Here is a 16952-nt window from a genome sequence, read left to right as displayed (position 1 = left end):
CGCTCAGCTTTCCGGCAGGAAGTCCGGAACCGACAGGTAGCGCTCGCCCGTGTCGTAGTTGAAGCCCAGCACCCGTGCGCCGTCCGGCAGGTCCGGCAGCTTCTGCAGGATCGCCGCCAGCGTCGCGCCGGACGAGATGCCGACCAGCATGCCTTCCTCGGCTGCCGAACGGCGCGCCATGTCCTTGGCGACCGCCGCGTCGACCTTGATCACGCCGTCGATCGCCTGGGTGTGGAGGTTGGCCGGGATGAAGCCCGCGCCGATGCCCTGGATCGGATGCGGCCCCGGCTGCCCGCCGGAGATCACCGGCGAAAGCTCCGGCTCCACCGCATAGACCTTCAGCTGCGGCCACTGCTTCTTGAGCGTCTCGGCAACGCCCGTGATGTGGCCGCCGGTGCCGACGCCGGTGATCAGCACGTCGATCGGCGTGTCGGCGAAGTCCTCCAGGATTTCCTGCGCCGTGGTGCGGACATGCACGTCGACGTTGGCGGAGTTCTCGAACTGCTGCGGGATCCAGGCACCCGGCGTCTGCTCGGCCAGTTCCTGCGCGCGCTCGATCGCGCCCTTCATGCCCTTCTCGCGCGGGGTGAGGTCGAAGCTCGCGCCATAGGCCAGCATCAGCCGGCGGCGCTCGATCGACATGCTTTCGGGCATCACCAGGACCAGCTTGTAGCCCTTGACCGCCGCGACCATCGCCAGGCCGACGCCGGTGTTGCCGCTGGTCGGCTCGATGATGGTGCCGCCGGGCTGCAGGTCGCCCGAGGCTTCCGCCGCCTCGATCATCGCAAGCGCGATGCGGTCCTTGATCGATCCGCCGGGGTTCGAGCGCTCGGACTTGATCCACACCTCGGCGTCTCCGAACAGCCGCTGGATCCGGACGTGCGGCGTGTTGCCGATCGTCTCCAGGATGGTGTTGGCCTTCATTCTGCCTTCTCCTTGACGGGTGTGAATTCCAGCGTCGCGGGCGCCTCGAACGTGCGCGCCCGGCGAAGCTCCGGAAAGATGCGTGCCCACAGTGCCGTCACCAATATCGCACCGATGCCGCCTGCCACAACCGCCGCCACGGGGCCGATCGCCGCCGCCAGGAAGCCGGATTCCGCCTCGCCCAGTTCGTTCGAGCCGGAGATGAACAGCGTGGACACGGCGCCCACCCGGCCGCGCATGTCGTCGGGGGTGTAGAGCTGAATCAGCGACTGGCGCACATAGACGGACACCATGTCGGCGGCGCCCAGCACGAACAGCGCCGTCAGCGCCAGCAGCACCGCCGGTGCGCTGTCATGCCCGACGGCCGACTTTCCGAGCAGCGGCAGCAGCGCCGGGGCGCTGAGGCCGAAGGCCACCGTCGCCCCGCCGAACACCGCCACCGCCGCCAGCATCTTCACGCCGACATTGGTCCGGAGCGGCCGCCACGAGAACCACAGCGCCACCGCAATCGCGCCGACCGCGGGGGCTGCCCGCAGGTGGCCGAGGCCATCGGCGCCCACCTTCAGGATGTCGCGCGCATAGACGGGCAGCATGGCCGTCGCGCCGCCCAGCAGCACCGCGAACAGGTCCAGCGAGATCGCCCCCAGCACCAGGCGGTTCTGGCGCACATAGGACAGGCCCTCCAGCATCTGGCGGAAGGGGTTGGCCGTGCCGCGCACCGAATTGTGCGGCACCCGCCCGATCAGCGACAGCATCAGGAAGGAGAAGGTGAACAGCGCCCCGGACACCGCATAGGGCAGCCAGTGGCTCGCGGCATAGAGATAGCCGCCCATCGTCGGCCCCAGCACCGTGCCCGCCTGCCACGAGACCGAGCTCATCGCGATCGCGGTCGGAAGGATCGCCTTGGGCACCAGATTGGGGGCAAGCGCCTGGAGCGAAGGCCCGGCAAAGGCGCGCGCCACGCCCAGCAGCGCCGCCACGAAGAACAGCAGCCCAAGCGTGACATGCTCATGGTAGCTCGCGACCGCCAAGGTGATCGCGCATCCCGCCTCGATCGCGACCGAACCGCGCGCGATCCAGCGGCGGTCGACGCGATCGGCGACCCAACCAGCGACCAGCGAGAGGACGAGCAGCGGCAGGAACTGCGCGATGCCGATCAGCCCGAGGTAGAAGGCGGCTTCCTTCACGTCCATCGTCCGCCGGGCGAGGTCATAGACCTGCCAGCCGATGACGATCACCATCGACATCTGGGCGAGGGTGGTGGACAGCCGGGCCAGGAAATAGGCGCGGAAATTGTGGATTGCGAACGGGTGCTGGACGGCGGCCATGTTCAGGGCTCTATGCGGGGGCGGCGCCATCGGCAATCACGCTTTGCGGGCTGCTTGCGATGCCACGGGCAGGGGACGCGCGGCGGCATCCCGCCGCGCGCCGGGGATCAGACGATGGTGCCGCCGTGGGTCGCCGCCACCGGATCGCCAAGGAACGCGAGCAGGTCGTCGGTCAGCCGGTCCTGATCGGTCGCGAACAGGCCGTGGGGGGCGTCGTCATATTCGATCAGCGTGGCGCCGGGGATCGCCGCGGCCGCCGCCCGGCCGGTGGCGTCAATCGGCACCGTGTCGTCCGACGTGCCGTGGATCACGAGCGTAGGCACGGTGAACGCGGCCAGGTCCGGCCGGAAATCGGTGAAGGCGAACGCCTCGGCACAGGCGAGCGTGGGCTTGAGCCCCGCCTGCTGCGTGAGGTTCCACGCCCAGTGCAGCCGCTCCTCGCTCACTGGGCTGGTGATGAAGCCGACGCCGAAGAACTGGTCCAGGAAGTTGGCCATGAACTTCGGCCGGTCCGCCTCGATCTGCCGGGTGATGTCCTCCAGCTGCGCGCGCGGCACGCCGTGCGGATTGTCGTCGGCTTGGAGCATGTAGGGCACGACGGACCCGACCAGCACCGCCTTTGCGACGCCCTTGCCGCCGTGGCGCGACAGGTAGCGCGCGACCTCGCCGCCGCCCATCGAGAAGCCGACCAGCGTCGCGCCCGAGGTGACGCCGCACGCCTCCATCACGTCGGCCAGATCGTCCGACAGCGTGTCATAGTCATAGCCGGACCACGGCTGTTCCGACCGGCCGAAGCCGCGACGATCATAGGCGATCACGCGATAGCCGGCGTTGGCGAGCGCGAATGCCTGCGGGTCCCAGCTGTCCGAGGACAAAGGCCAGCCGTGGATCAGCACGACCGCGGGTCCGCTGCCCCAGTCCTTCACATACAGCTTGGTACCGTCGCGGGTCTCGACAGTCGGCATCGGCAACTCCTTGTGCGGGGGGAGCAGGGCGGCCGGCGATGCCGGCCGGGAAAGGGCGGCGGTCAGCCGAGGGTGACGTCGGCGACCTTGTCGGCGTAATCGGCCTTGGGATCGACCCCCAGCAGGATCTTGATGCCCGCGAACAGGCTCGACTCGTCCAGCCAGATCTTCGCGTGCTCGGCATCGAGCCGGATCAACTCCAGATTGGGATCATCCTTGCCGCCTTCGTACCAGGCGGCCGCGAACCGGTTCCACAGCCGGTCGACCATGGCGCGATCCTGCTCCACGACCAGGTTGCCGTGGATGCTCGCGAACACCTCGTGGTTCTTGGAGGCGAAATGGGCGGTGGCGCGGGTGCCCTCGCGCATCTCCTTGACCAGCGTGTTGTCCTTAGTGGTGAAGAACCAGATCGGCCCGTGCTCCGCGCCGTCCAGCGTCTGGCCCGTCATCGGCTGGGCATGGCCGTCGCCGACTCCGTCGATCCCGAGCATCAGCGTGCGATCGGATTTCAGCGCCTTCCAGAAGCGGGTCTGGATTTCCTGGGGCGTCGGCATGCGGCTCTCCTGCAGTTCGCCGCGCCAACGGGCGGAAAGCCAAGGTGGTTCCGGTAGGGAGCCGGGACGCGCGTCCCGGCTCCAGCATGGGTCAGAGCGTGCAGCGGCGGGTCACGCCACGGCGCACCGTGTAGCTGTCGGTGCGGCTGTTGTAGCTGCGGAAGCGCTGCTGGCAGGCGCGGACGTGGCGGTACCAGTCGTTCTGGCGGCCGCGATAGGCGGCGGTCGGCGCACCGGGGCGCGCACCCCAGCCGTTGTTCCAATTGCCATAGCTGTTGCCGCGCGTGGTCGTGGTCGTGCGGGTGACCGTCCGAACGGTCGTGCGGCTCTGCTGGTGCTGGCCCTGGGCGTGGGGTGCGGGATCGTGTCGCGCCTGTGCGGAGGCAGCGGGGGCGATCATGACCAGGACGGCGCCAAGCGCGCCTGCGAGCAACTTCTGCATGGACTTCTTACTCCCTCGGTCCGCCGATACACTGGCGGCGGGGGCAGAACCCCTAGCCGGAGGAATGTTTCCCGCAGATGAGCAAGAGCGGCGGACGCGTCAGGCCGGCATCTCGGCGGCCCGGCAACTAAACCGGTGAGCCCACGTTGTTTGGCCGTAACGAAAAAGATCAAACGATGAAGCGAGGCTGTTTGCTGTGGGTGCTGGGCGTGCCGCTCCCGGTGGTGCTGATCCTCTACTTCCTGTTCTTCCGCTAAGCACCGGGCGCCGCTCGGCCTTCGGGGCAAGCGGCGCCCGCCGCGGCTAGGGCTGCACGCAGAACTCCACGTCCGTCACATAGATACGCTCGACGCACTGTTCCGCCGCCCAGGCGAGCCCTGCGTCCTCGGCGGCTTCGCGCGTCTCGAACGGCGGCAGGCCGATCAGCGCCACCGACTGCACCTCATCGCCGTCGCCGCAGGCGACCAGCGCCGCGCCCGACAGGTCATACCGGCCGTCCGAAAGCGCGACGATGCTGATGCAGTCGACGTCGCCCGGCGCCACCTCTCCGCTCGGCAATCGGATGATTTCCATGGCTCACCTCCTCTTGATGGAGCCGCAACGCGCCAGGCCCGGAAAACGGTGCACCGGCGCCGTCAGACCGGCGTCGGAGCGGGCCCCACGCGCTGTTCGGGAAGCGGCGCCGTCCTCAGCTGTCCGTAGCGCGGCTCGAAGATCGCGTGCCGTGCAGCCCAGGCACCCGCGCGCGCGCTCGCGGTCCACTGAACCGCTAGCGGCGAGAGCAGCAGCCCCAGCGTGACGGGCAGCAGCCACAGCGCCGTCACCGGCATCAGGGGCGACAGGAGCAGCAGCACCACCCCGAACCCCAGGTGCCAGCGATAGCGCGGCAGGATGTCGCGCATGGCGAGGCCGTCGCGCTGCCGGCTCTGCGGGTCCCAGGCGGACCGCTTGCCCGCGGCGATGCCGACCAGGTCGATCGTCTGCGTCAGTGCGATCGCCGGGGCGACCAGCATCGAGAGCGGCACGTCCAGCAGCACCGACCGGCCGATCGTCCGCCATCCACCCAGCGCCTCGCGGCGCTCGCGGTCGGCCGTCGCCCAGATCACGCTCAGCAGCTTGGGTCCGAACAGCAGCAGCAGCGTCACCGCCAGCACCACAGCCGAGGTGCCCCGGTTCATCAGGCTCGGCTCGCCCACCAGCGCCTGGACGATGCTGGTCAGGATCAAGAGCAGCCAGAGCGGGGAGGCGAGATAGGCCGAAGCGCCCAGCAACAGCTGCAACCGGTTGATCCAGTGGAAGCCGGAGGCGCCGAGCAGCCGCAGGTGCTGGATGTTGCCCTGCGCCCAGCGCCGGTCGCGGACGGCGGCATCGATCAGCGTCGGCGGATATTCCTCGAAGGTCGCATCCGTCAGCACCATGTGCACCCGCCACCCGCGCCGCCGCAGCAGTGCCGCCTCCACCATGTCGTGGCTCATGATGGTGCCGCCGAACGGCGGTCCGCCGGGAAGCTCGGGCAGGCCGCAGCAGGCGGCGAACGCCTCGATGCGGATCAGCGCATTGTGGCCCCAGAAGGTCGCCTCCGACCCGGACCACCACACCAGCCCGGCGGTCGAGATCGGGCCGTAGAGATGGCTCGCGAACTGCATCCAGCGCTGGAACAGCGTGGTCGCGCCGATCACCATCGGCACCGTCTGGAGCAGTGCCACCGCTGGCCGCCGGTCGAGCACCTGCGCCATGCCGATGATCGTGTCGCCACCCATCAGGCTGTCGGCATCGAGCATCAGCATATAGTCGTAGGCGCCGCCGAACCGCCGGATCCACTCGGCGACGTTGCCCGGCTTGCGCCCGACGTTCTGTGTCCGCCGGCGATAGTAGAGCGCGCAGTCGAGCTGCTGCGCCAGCGCCCGCCATGCCGCGACTTCCTCCGCCTCCGCTTCGGGGGCGGAATCGCTCAGGATGAAGAAGTCGAAGTGCTTGGCCATGCCGCCCTGGGCGATCGCCTCGGCCATCTGGGCGATGCGCCCATAGACCGCCGCCACGTCCTCGTTGTGGACCGGCATCAGGATGGCGGTGCGGCCCTTCAGCGGCGCCGACCAGCGCGGGGTCGGCATGAAGCCGGGACGCAGGCCGGTGATGAGCAGCAGGAACCCGATCGACGCATTGATGAACCCGAAGGAGATCAGCGCGAACAGCGGGAAGAAGATGACCAGTAGCAGCGCGTCGGTGACGCTCCAGCCATCTGCGACCAGCGACTCCTTGAGCGCGGTCGAGGCGGCGGTCGCCAGCATCGCGGTGAGCAGTACCAGCAGCACGCGCCGTGCGAGCAGGTCGCCGCCGTCCTCGCTGGGACCCGACCAGGGTTCGGGAATCCTGCGCGGGGGCGGCGGCCCGTCGAACTGCTGGACCGGCATGTCGATGGGGGCCTCTGCCGGGAGGCGAGCCGGCTGCTTCACCCGTTGAACACCGGAAACAACAGCGTCTCGCTGAGCGCACGGTCGCCCCGCTTCAGGAACAGCCGCACGTCGGCCGGACCATTGCCCTCGGGCGCGATGTCGGCGGTGATCCGCCAGCGGTTCTTCTGCCCGACCACGGGATAGGCGGCGCTGGCGATCAGCTTGCCGCGCGCGACGTCGATCGCGGGCGAGACCCCGCTCGACCGGTCGAGACCGGCAAGGCCGGTGCCCTCGAAGTCCACGACGAGCTTGCGCGCGCCCTTGGTCGGCGCGTCGCCCGGACGCCCGGCAACGCCGGTCCAGCTGTCGACCACGTGCGCGGTCGCCTGCGACAGCGTCGGATCGTCCGATCCCCAGCGCAGGCCATAGTCGAACTGCAATCGCTGGCCCGCCTTGGGCGCCTCTGCCGGCACCCAGAAGGAGACGATGTTGTCGACCGTCTCGGCCGCGGTCGGGAAGGCGAACAGCACCACGTTGCCGCGGCCCCATTGCCCGCGCGGCTCGACCCACAGGTTGGGCCGGCGGTCGTAGAAGGCGCCATCGTCCTGATAATGGTCGAAGTCGCGGTCGCGCTGGAGCAGGCCGAAGCCGCGCGGGTTCTCGTCGGCGAAGCTGTCCAGCGTCTCGTGCGGCGGGTTGACCAGCGGGCGCCAGATACGCTCGCCGCGTCCGGTCAGCAGGGCGAGGCCATCGGAGTCGTGGATCTCCGGGCGCCAGTCGACGGCCGCGCCGCGGTTGCCCTCGCCATACCAGAACATGCTGGTGGCGGGCGCGATGCCCAGCCGTTCGACGTCGCGGCGCAGGTGCAGCACCGCCGACACGTCCTGCTGCACGCCGTTCTGGTGGTGGCTGGCGATGCGATAGGCGCCGGTCACGCTGGCGCCGTCCATCAGCGCATAGACGGTATAGGCGTCCGCACCGGTGCGCTCGATCCAGAACTCGGTGAAGTCGGGGAACTCCTCGCGCCCGGAAATGCCGGTGTTGATCGCGATCCCGCGTGCCGACAAGCCATATTGGTCCTGCGACCCGGCCGTGCGGAAATAGGAAGCCCCCTGGAACGCCATCCAGTCGCTCTCCTTGCCCGGCACCATCGCGCGGAAGCCGGCGATGCCGAGCGGCGGCGCATGGCCGGACACCGCCTGGAACAGGTCACGCGAGAAGGGGACGGCGTGCGCCTGGCCGTTCTCGACGATGTTGATCTTGACCGGGGTCGGCGCATAGCGGCCGAGCGGGAACAGGCGGATGCCGCCCGCCAGCGTCTCTTCCGGCCGGTAGCGGATCGAACCGACCGCGTCATAGTCGATCGCCGCGGCCGCCGCGACGCGCTCGGGCGCGCGATAGGGCTGGCGCGCGAGGGTCGCGGCGCGCTCCTGCAGTGCCTCCCAGGAAAAGGGCTGGGCCGGGCTCTGCGTCTTGCGCGCCATGGCGGCAAACGGGCCGCCGAAAAGGGCTGCCAGGCCGGCAGTGGCGACGATCTCACGTCGGGTCGGGTATCGCATGCGGGCTCCAAGCCGTGATCGGGCAATTTGTTGCAGCGCAACAGATGCCTGAACGCAAGGGCACGCCTTTGGGTTCAAATCCCGAACGCGGCCGGCCGTGCAGAGAAGCGGAGCGACAGCAAGGCCGCGTCCGCCACGCCCACTCAGCCGATCGTCACGAAGCTGTCGAGCACGCGCTTGCGCCCGCCGGTCTCGAAATCGATCTCCAGCTTGTTGCCCTCGATCGCGGCGATCGTGCCGTATCCGAACTTCTGGTGGAACACGCGCAGGCCGACGCTCACGTCGCTGCGGCCCTTGTTGCCCAGGCTCACCGCACTCGCGCGGCTTTCGATCACACGGGGAGCGTCGCGGGTGAAGGTCGATCCGCTGCTCGCCGCCCGCTGCCAGCCCGGCCCGCGACCGGTGCCGCGGCTGACGTCCGCGAACGGATCGGCCCGCTCGGACCAGTTGGCCCGCCACAGGCTCTCGCCGCCCGCCATGGTGGTCTCGGCGTCGATATGCTCGGCCGGCAATTCGCCGACGAAGCGGCTGGGGAGCGAGGAGGTCCACTGGCCATAGATGCGGCGGTTGGCGGCATGCAGGATCACCGCCAACCGTCGCGCGCGGGTGATCGCGACATAAGCGAGGCGGCGTTCCTCCTCCAGGCTGGCGAGCCCGCCCTCGTCGAGCGAACGCTGCGAGGGAAACAGTCCTTCCTCCCAACCGGCCAGGAACACCGTGTCGAACTCCAGCCCCTTGGCGGCGTGGATCGTCATGATGGTGACCTGCGGCTCCTGGGTTGCGCCTTCATTGTCCATCACCAGGCTGACATGCTCCAGGAACGCGCCCAGGCTGTCATACTCCTCCATCGCGCGGACGAGTTCGTTGAGGTTCTCCAGCCGCCCGGCCGCCTCGGCCGACTTCTCCGCCTGCCACATCGCCGTATAGCCGCTCTCGTCGAGCAGCTGGCGGGCGAGCTCGGGGTGGGGCAGGTCGCGCGCCATGTCGCGCCAGCGGGCGATGTCGCCGACCAAGCGGCCGAGCGACTTGCGCGCCGCGCCGGTCAACTCGTCGGTATCGAGGATGCGCGCCGCCGCCGTCATCAGCGGGCTGCCGGTCGCGCGCGCATAGCGGTGCACCGTCGCTACCGCCTTGTCGCCCAGCCCGCGCTTGGGAACGTTGACGATGCGCTCGAACGCCAGGTCGTCGGCCGGCTGGTTGACGACGCGCAGGTAGGCGATGGCGTCGCGGATCTCCATCCGCTCGTAGAAGCGCTGGCCCCCGACGATACGATAGGGAAGGCCGATCGCGATGAAGCGGTCTTCGAACTCGCGGGTCTGGTGCTGGGCGCGAACCAGGATCGCCATCTCGTCATAGGATTTGCCCGCGCGGCGGCACGCCTCCATCTCCTCGCCGACGCGGCGCGCTTCCTCGGGGCCATCCCAGACGCCGATCACGCGCACCTTCTCGCCCGCGTCGAGCTCGGTCCACAGCTGCTTGCCCAGCCGGCCGCTGTTGTTGGCGATGACGCCGCCGGCCGCGCCCAGGATGTGCGGGGTGGAGCGGTAATTCTGCTCCAGCCGGATCACCTTAGCACCCGGGAAGTCGCGTTCGAAGCGCAGGATGTTCTCCACCTGCGCGCCGCGCCAGGAATAGATCGACTGGTCGTCGTCGCCGACGCAGCAGATATTCTTGCGCTCCTGCGCCAGCAGCCGCAGCCACAGATACTGAACCGAGTTGGTGTCCTGGTACTCGTCCACCATGATGTAGCGGAAGCGCTGCTGATACTGCTCCAACACGTCGCGATGGGTGCGCAGGATGGTCAGCACGTGCAGCAGCAGGTCGCCGAAGTCGCAGGCGTTCACCGCTTTCAGGCGGTCCTGATACTGCTGGTACAGCTCGCCGCCGCGACCGTTGGCGAAACGCTCGCTCTCGCCCGCGTCGACGTCGGCGGGGGTCATCCCCTTGTTCTTCCAGCTGTCGATCACGCCGGCGAGCTGGCGCGCGGGAAACCGCTTCTCGTCGAGGTTCGCCGCCACGATCAGCTGCTTCATCAGCCGCAGCTGGTCGTCGGTGTCGAGAATGGTGAAGTTCGACTGCAGCCCCACCAGCTCGGCATGGCGGCGCAGCATCTTCGCGCCGATCGCGTGGAAGGTCCCGAGCCACGGCATGCCCTCCACCGCATCGCCGACCAGCCGCCCGACGCGCTCGCGCATCTCGCGCGCGGCCTTGTTGGTGAAGGTGACCGACAGGATCTCCGACGGCCATGCCTTGCGCGTATAGAGGAGGTGCGCCAGCCGCGCCGTCAGCGCCGCGGTCTTGCCCGTGCCCGCGCCGGCCAGCACCAGCACCGGACCTTCGCTCGTCAGCACCGCCTCGCGCTGCGGGTCGTTGAGGCCCCGCAGATACGGCGGGTCCTGGGGCGAGGGGGGCGTCTGCGGCACGGTCATGCGCGAACAGCTAGGGAACGAAGCCTGCCGGGGCAAGGCTTGAACCATGGCATTCCTCGCGCTGGAGGTTGAGGCAATAGCCGCCCCGGCAGCTGCCGTATCCCTGCGAAAGCAGGGATCCAGGGCCAAGCAGAACAACGACCTGTCACGCTCGGAACCGTGGGCTCCTGCCTTCGCAGGAGCACGAGATAGGGTGCGTAACGATGCTACGCTGCGGCGTTATCATCTGCAACAAAGATGCGCGGCTAGGTTGACCTTGCGCAACGCGCCCGCCAACCAGCGCTCATGACCAGCCATTCGTCCGCCGCGATGCCGATCCCGGCCGCCGTTTTGCCTGCCGGGGGCGGCCCGTCCAGCCGCCGCATCCTGCTTGCAAGCCTGGTGGGGACCTCCGTCGAATTCTACGATTTCTACATCTACGCAACTGCCGCGGCGCTGGTGTTCCCCACGCTGTTCTTCCCGGCCGAGTCGGAGTCGGCGCGACTGATGCTGAGCTACGCCAGCCTCGGCCTCGCGTTCCTCGCCCGCCCGCTCGGAGCAGCGTTGTTCGGCCATTTCGGCGACCGGATGGGCCGCAAGTCGACGCTGGTCGCGTCGCTGATGCTGATGGGCGGCTCGACCCTCGCGATCGCGTTTCTGCCCACCTATGGCCAGGTCGGCCTGCTCGCGCCGTTCCTGCTGTGCCTGCTGCGCTTCGCCCAGGGGCTCGGCCTCGGCGGCGAGTGGGGCGGGGCGGCGCTGCTGGCGGTGGAGAATGCGCCCAAGGGCTGGGCCGGCCGCTTCGGATCAGTGCCGCAGCTGGGCGCACCGGTCGGGTTCCTCGCCGCCAACGGCCTGTTCCTGCTGCTCGGGCTCGGCCTCGACGAGGCGGCCTTCCGCAGCTGGGGCTGGCGGCTGCCGTTCCTCGCCAGCGCGCTGCTGGTCGGTCTCGGCCTGTGGGTGCGCCTGAAGCTCACCGAGACCGCCGAGTTCCGCGCCGCCCTGGAACACGAGGCACCCGCCTCCGTGCCGCTCGCCGAACTCTTCCGCAGTCACCTGCGCGGGACGTTCGCCGGCACCTTCGGGGCGGTCGCCTGCTTCGCGCTCTACTATATCGCCACCGCGTTCGCGCTCGGCCACGGCACCACCCGCCTTGGCTTCCCGCGCGAGACCTTCCTCTCGATGCAGCTGTTCGCGATCCTGTTCATGGCCGCCGGCATTGCGCTCGCCGGCTGGTGGGCGGATCGCAGCACCACCGGTCGCGTGCTCGCCTTCGGCTGCGGCGGCGTGGTGATCGCCGGCCTGCTAATGCAGCCGCTGATGGGCGGCGGCACCGTCGCGGCGGTGACGGCGTGGCTGGCGATCGCGCTGTTCGCGATGGGCTTCGTCTATGGGCCGCTCGGCGCCTGGCTGCCGGGCCTGTTCCCGCCGCGCGTGCGCTACACCGGCGCGTCGATGGCGTTCAACGTCGGCGGCGTGATCGGCGGCGCGGTCACGCCCATGGCGGCCGAGGCCTTCGCCCAGGCGGGCGGGCTCACCCCGGTGGGGCTTTACCTCGCCGTCGCCGGACTGTTCAGTCTTGGGGGTCTGTGGCTGGTTCCGCGCGGCGCAGCAAAGTGAGCTTGGCCTTGCCGTAGACGCGCTCGGCATCGATCACAAAGCCGGCGGCATCGGCATCCTCGGTGCGCCCGGTTTCGACGCTCACCCAGGTCGCCGGTCCGATCCAGCCGAGCCGCGCGAGCTTGTCGGCCGCCACCCAGCCGGCCCCGCTCGCATAGAGCGGGTCCATCATCACCAGGTCGAGCGGCGTCGCGGTCGGCCCCAGCGCCAGCACCGACTGCGCCCGCACCTGCGCGCCCCGGGCGCCGAGCTTCTCGACATTGGCGCGCAGCGCGTCGAGCGCGTGGCGGTCCTGTTCCACGAACAGGCACGACGCCGCGCCGCGCGACAACGCCTCGAGCCCGAGCGCGCCCGAGCCCGCGAACAGGTCCGCGACCGCCAGCCCCTCGAAGCTGCCGACCCGGCTCGCCAGCATGGAAAACAGCGCCTCGCGCGTGCGATCCGCGGTCGGGCGCGTCGCCTCACCCTTGGGTGCGGCGATCGGCCGCCCGCGCCACTGGCCGGAAATGATGCGCATCAGCGGCGACCCTTCGGAGGACCGCCGGGCCGTCCGCCCCGCGGCGGACGAGCGGGACCATCACCCCGCGGCGGACGCGATGCGTCACCGCGCGGCGAGCGTGGAGCGTCACCCCGCGGCGAACGCGGTCCCTCTCCGCGAGGAGCGCGCGGGCCATCGCCCCGCGGCGCACCCGCGCCATAGCCAGAGCGCGGCCCGTCGCCACGCGGCGGCCGCGCCCCCTCGGGGCGGGCCGTGCGTGGACCTTCGCCGCGGGGGCCGCGAGGGGCATCACCGCGGGGTGCGGCAGCGCCATAGTCCCCGGACCTCCGCTTCCCGAATGCACTGCGCGGTCCATCCGCGCGCTGCGGACGCTCGCCTCGCTGGGGACGCTCCGTCCGCTCGGGGCGTTCGCCACGCGGCGGACGTCGATCCTCGCGCGCCGGACGTTCGCCACCAAAGGCTGCCGACAGCGTACGGCGGGGCTTGTCGCCACGTCCCGCCTCGGCGGGGCGCTCCGCCCGCTCGGCGGCCGGCTTGCGGCCCGTGCGGTCGGCAAAGGCCGCTGCGCGCTGGCCCCGCGGGCTGCGCGGTGCGCCCGCCTCGTCGCGGCGGCCGGCGAGACCGTCCTTGCGACGCGGGCCGCGTTCGGCGGTGCGCTTGCCGAAGCCACTCCCGCGCGGCGCCTCGCCCGTGTCTTCGTCCGCCGGTCGGCTGCGGCGGAACGCCTGCGGGTGCGGCTGCACCTCGCGCGCGACCCGCTCGCCATAGGGTACCGGCGAAGGACGCGGTCGCGGCGCCGTGCGATCGCGCGACGGCTCGCGGCGCCACTGTTTCAGCGCCGCCGGATCGGCGCCCTCGGGCGCGGGCTTGCTGGTGGGCCGGTCCTTCAGCGTCTTGCGGAATGCGACCAGGTCGTGCTGGCGGATCTCGTCCACCGACGCGATCGGCATGTCCTCCAGATAGAACGGGCCATATCGGGTGCGGATCAGGCGCGAGACCTGGAGGCCCAGATACTCGAGCACGCGCCGCACTTCGCGGTTCTTGCCCTCGGTCAGGGTCATTTCGATCCAGACGTTGGTGCCGGTCCGCCGCTCCATGTTGGCGTTGATCGGGCCGTAGCGGACGCCCTCGATCTCGACGCCCAGCATCAGCTCTTCCAGCTGCGCCTGGCTCACGTCGCCATAGGCACGCGCGCGATAGGTGCGCTCGACACCGGTGGCCGGCAGTTCCAGCTGGCGCTTCAACTCGCCGTCGGTGGTCAGCAGCAGCAGCCCCTCGGTGTTGAGGTCGAGCCGGCCGACCGGCATCAGCCGCGGCAGGTCGCCGGGCATGCGGTCATAGATCGTCTGGCGGCCGTGCGGGTCGCGCGCGGCGGTCAGCACGCCCGCGGGTTTGTGATAGCGGAATAGCCGGGTCGGGGCGGCGGCCTGCACCGGCTCGCCATCCACGGTGATGCCGCGCAGCGAGGTGAGCAGCGTCGCAGGCGTCTCGATCGGCACGCCGTCGAGCGCGACGCGGCGCGCCTCGATCAGCCGTTCGACGTCGCGGCGCGAGGCAACCCCGGCGCGGGCGAGCAGCTTTGCGATTCGCTGCGGTTCATTGGTCTTGGACGTCGACACGATGGGGAAATGCTATCCTGTTACGCCTGCGCGACGAAATCGTGCGGCGGCGGTGATCGTTCGATCGGTTCGGGTGTTTCTACGCTATAGGGCAGACCCCGAAGAGAGGGAAGCGAGCGGCGGATGTTGTTTGGCAAGAAGAAGCGGCGGATCCAGCGCATCCTGGTGGTGGAGGATGAGCCGTTGGTCGCATTCGACGCCGAACATCTTCTGGCGGATTCGGGATTCGAGATCGTCGCCACTACCGATCTGGTGAGCGAAGGCCTCGCCGCGGTGAACAGTGATGCCCCGATCGACCTGGTGCTGGTGGACGTGTCGCTGAGCGACGGCAGCGGCATCGATGTCGCGCGCGCGGCCCGCCAGCGCGGCATCCCCGTGATGTTCGTGACGGGCGCCTGCCCGGAGGGGGCGCGCGAACTCGCGGTCGGCTGCCTTGCCAAGCCCTATCCCCAGCGCGACCTCCTCGCCGCGATCGAGGCGCTGGAAACGCTGCTGGACGGCAAGACCCCGCGCAAGCTGCCGACCAGTTTCAGCCTCTTCGCGAAGCTCGCTTGAGCATGTTCGCTGGAGGGTCGGTCCGGCGATAGTCCCGACGTCCCGCGTGCATGGTTGCTGTCCGTAAGACACGCGGGACGACGGGTGACGTACCGACGCTCCGTCCGGAGCCTCGTCGTCGACCCTTCTTCTATCACTCCCTGGAGATGAACCCCAGCCGAATGAGGGGGATTTGCGGCAGGCCGACATGCGCCCCTTCAAATGCGACGCGACCGCGCTAGGGTGCGCGCGGTTTGCTGCCGGGGCGGCGTTTCGAGGGAAGTGCAATGGTTGAGGTCGCCGGCGAGCGCAACGGGGGCAGGCGCCGCGTGGCAGCGATGGCGCCCTATGTGCGGCCAAAGCCGCTGGTCGCCTTCCTGCTCGGCATCGCCAGCGGCTTCCCGCTCACGCTGCTGCTCGGCACCATGGGCTTCTGGCTGGCCAAGGTCGGCATCGACAAGAAGACGATCGGCTTCGCGATCGGCCTCACCACGCCCTACACGCTCAAGTTCCTGTGGGCGCCGCTGATCGATCGGCTGCGCCTGCCGGTGCTCACGCGGCTGGTCGGGCAGCGCCGGGCCTGGCTGTTCTTCGTCCAGGCGCTCCTGTTCGTGTCGGTGTGGATGCTCGGGGCCAGCCAGCCGGAACTGCATCTGGGGCTCTTCGCCTTCTGGGCGATCGTGACGGCCTTCCTGTCCGCGACACAGGACATCGTCATCGACGCGTATCGCATCGAGATCCTTTCCGACGAGGAGCTGCCCTTCGGCACCGCCAACAACCAGTTCGGCTATCGCATCGGCAACCTCATCGCCGGCGTCGGCACCATCGCCATCGCCTCGCCGGAGGGGTGGGGCCTCGGCTGGGCGCTGGGCTATGGCCTCACCGCCTTCTGCGTCGTGCCGGCGATGCTGGGCGCCTTGTATGCAGGACCCGGCCGCCACGATGCCACTGTCGCGCGCGAAGGATCGCACGGCCAGTGGCTGCGCGACACCGTCGTCGGGCCTTTCCGCGAGTTCCTGCGCCGACGCGGCGCGGTGCTGATCCTGCTGTTCGTGCTGATCTACAAGCTCGGCGACGCCATGGGGCAGGCGATGCTCAACCCGATGATCGTCGAGCTCGGCTTCTCCGACACCGAGTTCATCGCCATCAACAAGGTGGTCGGCTTCTGGGGCCTGATCGTCGGCACCGCGCTCGCCGCGCCGTTCATGGCCTGGCTCGGCATGGGACGGGCGCTGATCGCCTCGGGCGTGCTGATGATGCTGAGCAACCTGACCTTCGCGATCCTCGCCATGCACGGCCATTCCGTGACCTGGCTGACGATCGCGGTGGCCACCGAGCAGGTGACGAGCGGCATCGGTCTCACCGTGTTCGTGACCTATCTCTCGGGTCTCTCGAACCTCGCCTACACCGCCACCCAGTTCGCGCTCCTGTCCTCCTTCGCCGCGGTCGGGCGGACGTGGCTCGCCGCACCCGCCGGAATCGCTGCCGACGCGCTCGGCTGGGTCGGCTTCTGGTTGCTGACGATGGTGGTGGCGCTGCCGGGGCTACTGCTGCTGGGCCTGTTGTGGCGGCGCGGCTTCGTCGTCCAGAACGTCCGCCAGCCCGGCACCGAGAAGGTGCCGGACGAGGCACCCGCCGCCGCCTAGTCGAGCGGCCGCCCGCCGTCGCGGAACGCCAGCGCGAGCAGGTGGGCGGTGGCAACCAGCCCACCCGCGTGCCGCACGCCCAGCAGGTCGCGCAGCAGCAGCTCCGCCCGCTCGGGCTGCGTCTCGACGGAGCCGAGCACGTCGACCAGCGCGGCCTCTCCGGAGGTCATGCGCGGGCAGCAGCAGGGGGCGATCTGGATCGGATTGGCGGACGTCTTCGACACCTCCGCCATCAGCGCGCGCAGCAGCAGCAGGGGGCGCCGGAACTCACGGCCGAACGCGGTCATGTACGCATGCGCAGCCGCCGCGTCGTGAAGTCCGTTCGCCCCCGTGCGGCGGATGCCATAGAGGAGCAGCAGCCGGTCTTCATGCGAGGGCCAGCCGTGCGGCAGCATCTCGGACAGGGAATGCAAAAGGGGCTGGGCGGTGGTCATGCGAGTCTCCTGCCGCGAAGGGTGGCA

General features: G+C 69.7%; 15 protein-coding genes. 3 read left to right on the top strand and 12 right to left on the bottom strand.

Annotation, left to right across the window (positions count from 1 at the left end):
• Positions 1 to 3: 3 nt before the first annotated feature.
• The 9 genes from cysK to EDF69_RS11670 all read right to left on the bottom strand — a co-directional run bounded on the left by cysK (position 4) and on the right by EDF69_RS11670 (position 10594).
• Entirely contained in the window at positions 4 to 924 is a 921-nt protein-coding gene (gene cysK, locus EDF69_RS11710; RefSeq protein ID WP_132881933.1) for a cysteine synthase A, read from the bottom strand.
• Positions 921 to 2252: an MFS transporter gene (locus tag EDF69_RS11705; protein ID WP_132881934.1), complete on the bottom strand. Its 1332-nt coding sequence runs from the start codon at positions 2250 to 2252 to the stop codon at positions 921 to 923. The genes cysK and EDF69_RS11705 overlap by 4 nt, the downstream gene beginning before the upstream one ends.
• Before the next feature lie 107 nt (positions 2253 to 2359).
• Positions 2360 to 3217, bottom strand: a complete 858-nt coding sequence (locus EDF69_RS11700) for an alpha/beta fold hydrolase (RefSeq protein ID WP_132881935.1) — start codon at positions 3215 to 3217, stop codon at positions 2360 to 2362.
• Between the two features lie 62 nt (positions 3218 to 3279).
• Positions 3280 to 3771, bottom strand: a complete 492-nt coding sequence (locus tag EDF69_RS11695; RefSeq protein ID WP_132881936.1) for a pyridoxamine 5'-phosphate oxidase family protein — start codon at positions 3769 to 3771, stop codon at positions 3280 to 3282.
• A gap of 91 nt (positions 3772 to 3862) precedes the next feature.
• Positions 3863 to 4213 carry a BA14K family protein gene (locus EDF69_RS11690; RefSeq protein ID WP_132881937.1) on the bottom strand — a complete coding sequence of 117 codons (351 nt, stop codon included), beginning with the start codon at positions 4211 to 4213 and terminating at the stop codon, positions 3863 to 3865.
• Between the two features lie 303 nt (positions 4214 to 4516).
• The gene (locus tag EDF69_RS11685; RefSeq protein ID WP_125960109.1) at positions 4517 to 4786 is read right to left on the bottom strand and encodes a hypothetical protein; all 270 of its coding nucleotides are present in this window, start codon (positions 4784 to 4786) and stop codon (positions 4517 to 4519) included.
• Positions 4787 to 4848: 62 nt separating this feature from the next.
• The gene (mdoH, locus tag EDF69_RS11680) at positions 4849 to 6666 is read right to left on the bottom strand and encodes a glucans biosynthesis glucosyltransferase MdoH (protein WP_339538374.1); all 1818 of its coding nucleotides are present in this window, start codon (positions 6664 to 6666) and stop codon (positions 4849 to 4851) included.
• Positions 6663 to 8165, bottom strand: coding sequence for a glucan biosynthesis protein (locus EDF69_RS11675; protein WP_132881938.1), 1503 nt, complete (start codon positions 8163 to 8165; stop codon positions 6663 to 6665). The genes mdoH and EDF69_RS11675 overlap by 4 nt, the downstream gene beginning before the upstream one ends.
• Before the next feature lie 143 nt (positions 8166 to 8308).
• On the bottom strand, positions 8309 to 10594 hold the full coding sequence (locus tag EDF69_RS11670) for an ATP-dependent helicase (RefSeq protein WP_132881939.1): 2286 nt from the start codon (positions 10592 to 10594) through the stop codon (positions 8309 to 8311).
• A gap of 309 nt (positions 10595 to 10903) precedes the next feature.
• On the opposite strand from EDF69_RS11670, the gene EDF69_RS11665 reads away from it, so the two are divergent.
• Complete coding sequence (locus EDF69_RS11665) at positions 10904 to 12193, top strand: MFS transporter (protein ID WP_239556003.1); 1290 nt, start codon at positions 10904 to 10906, stop codon at positions 12191 to 12193.
• Here EDF69_RS11665 and rsmD read toward each other — a convergent pair.
• Both rsmD and EDF69_RS11655 read right to left on the bottom strand, forming a co-directional pair.
• On the bottom strand, positions 12147 to 12710 hold the full coding sequence (gene rsmD, locus EDF69_RS11660) for a 16S rRNA (guanine(966)-N(2))-methyltransferase RsmD (protein WP_132881941.1): 564 nt from the start codon (positions 12708 to 12710) through the stop codon (positions 12147 to 12149). The two genes, EDF69_RS11665 and rsmD, sit on opposite strands and share 47 nt — an antisense overlap.
• Positions 12710 to 14311: a pseudouridine synthase gene (locus tag EDF69_RS11655; RefSeq protein ID WP_339538371.1), complete on the bottom strand. Its 1602-nt coding sequence runs from the start codon at positions 14309 to 14311 to the stop codon at positions 12710 to 12712. Before EDF69_RS11655 ends, rsmD begins: the two co-directional genes overlap by 1 nt.
• A 123-nt stretch (positions 14312 to 14434) precedes the next feature.
• On the opposite strand from EDF69_RS11655, the gene EDF69_RS11650 reads away from it, so the two are divergent.
• Complete coding sequence (locus tag EDF69_RS11650) at positions 14435 to 14866, top strand: response regulator (RefSeq protein ID WP_132881943.1); 432 nt, start codon at positions 14435 to 14437, stop codon at positions 14864 to 14866.
• 266 nt (positions 14867 to 15132) lie between these two features.
• Complete coding sequence (locus EDF69_RS11645; RefSeq protein ID WP_132881944.1) at positions 15133 to 16491, top strand: AmpG family muropeptide MFS transporter; 1359 nt, start codon at positions 15133 to 15135, stop codon at positions 16489 to 16491.
• Here the strand turns inward: EDF69_RS11645 and EDF69_RS11640 are convergent.
• Positions 16488 to 16925, bottom strand: coding sequence for a DUF6628 family protein (locus EDF69_RS11640; RefSeq protein ID WP_132881945.1), 438 nt, complete (start codon positions 16923 to 16925; stop codon positions 16488 to 16490). The two genes, EDF69_RS11645 and EDF69_RS11640, sit on opposite strands and share 4 nt — an antisense overlap.
• Between the last annotated feature and the right edge of the window lie 27 nt (positions 16926 to 16952).

Source organism: Sphingomonas sp. JUb134 (assembly GCF_004341505.2).
Classification (GTDB): Bacteria; Pseudomonadota; Alphaproteobacteria; order Sphingomonadales; family Sphingomonadaceae; genus Sphingomonas.
The sequence above is the reverse complement of the archived record's forward strand: the minus strand, read 5'-3'. Positions and strand labels throughout refer to the sequence as shown.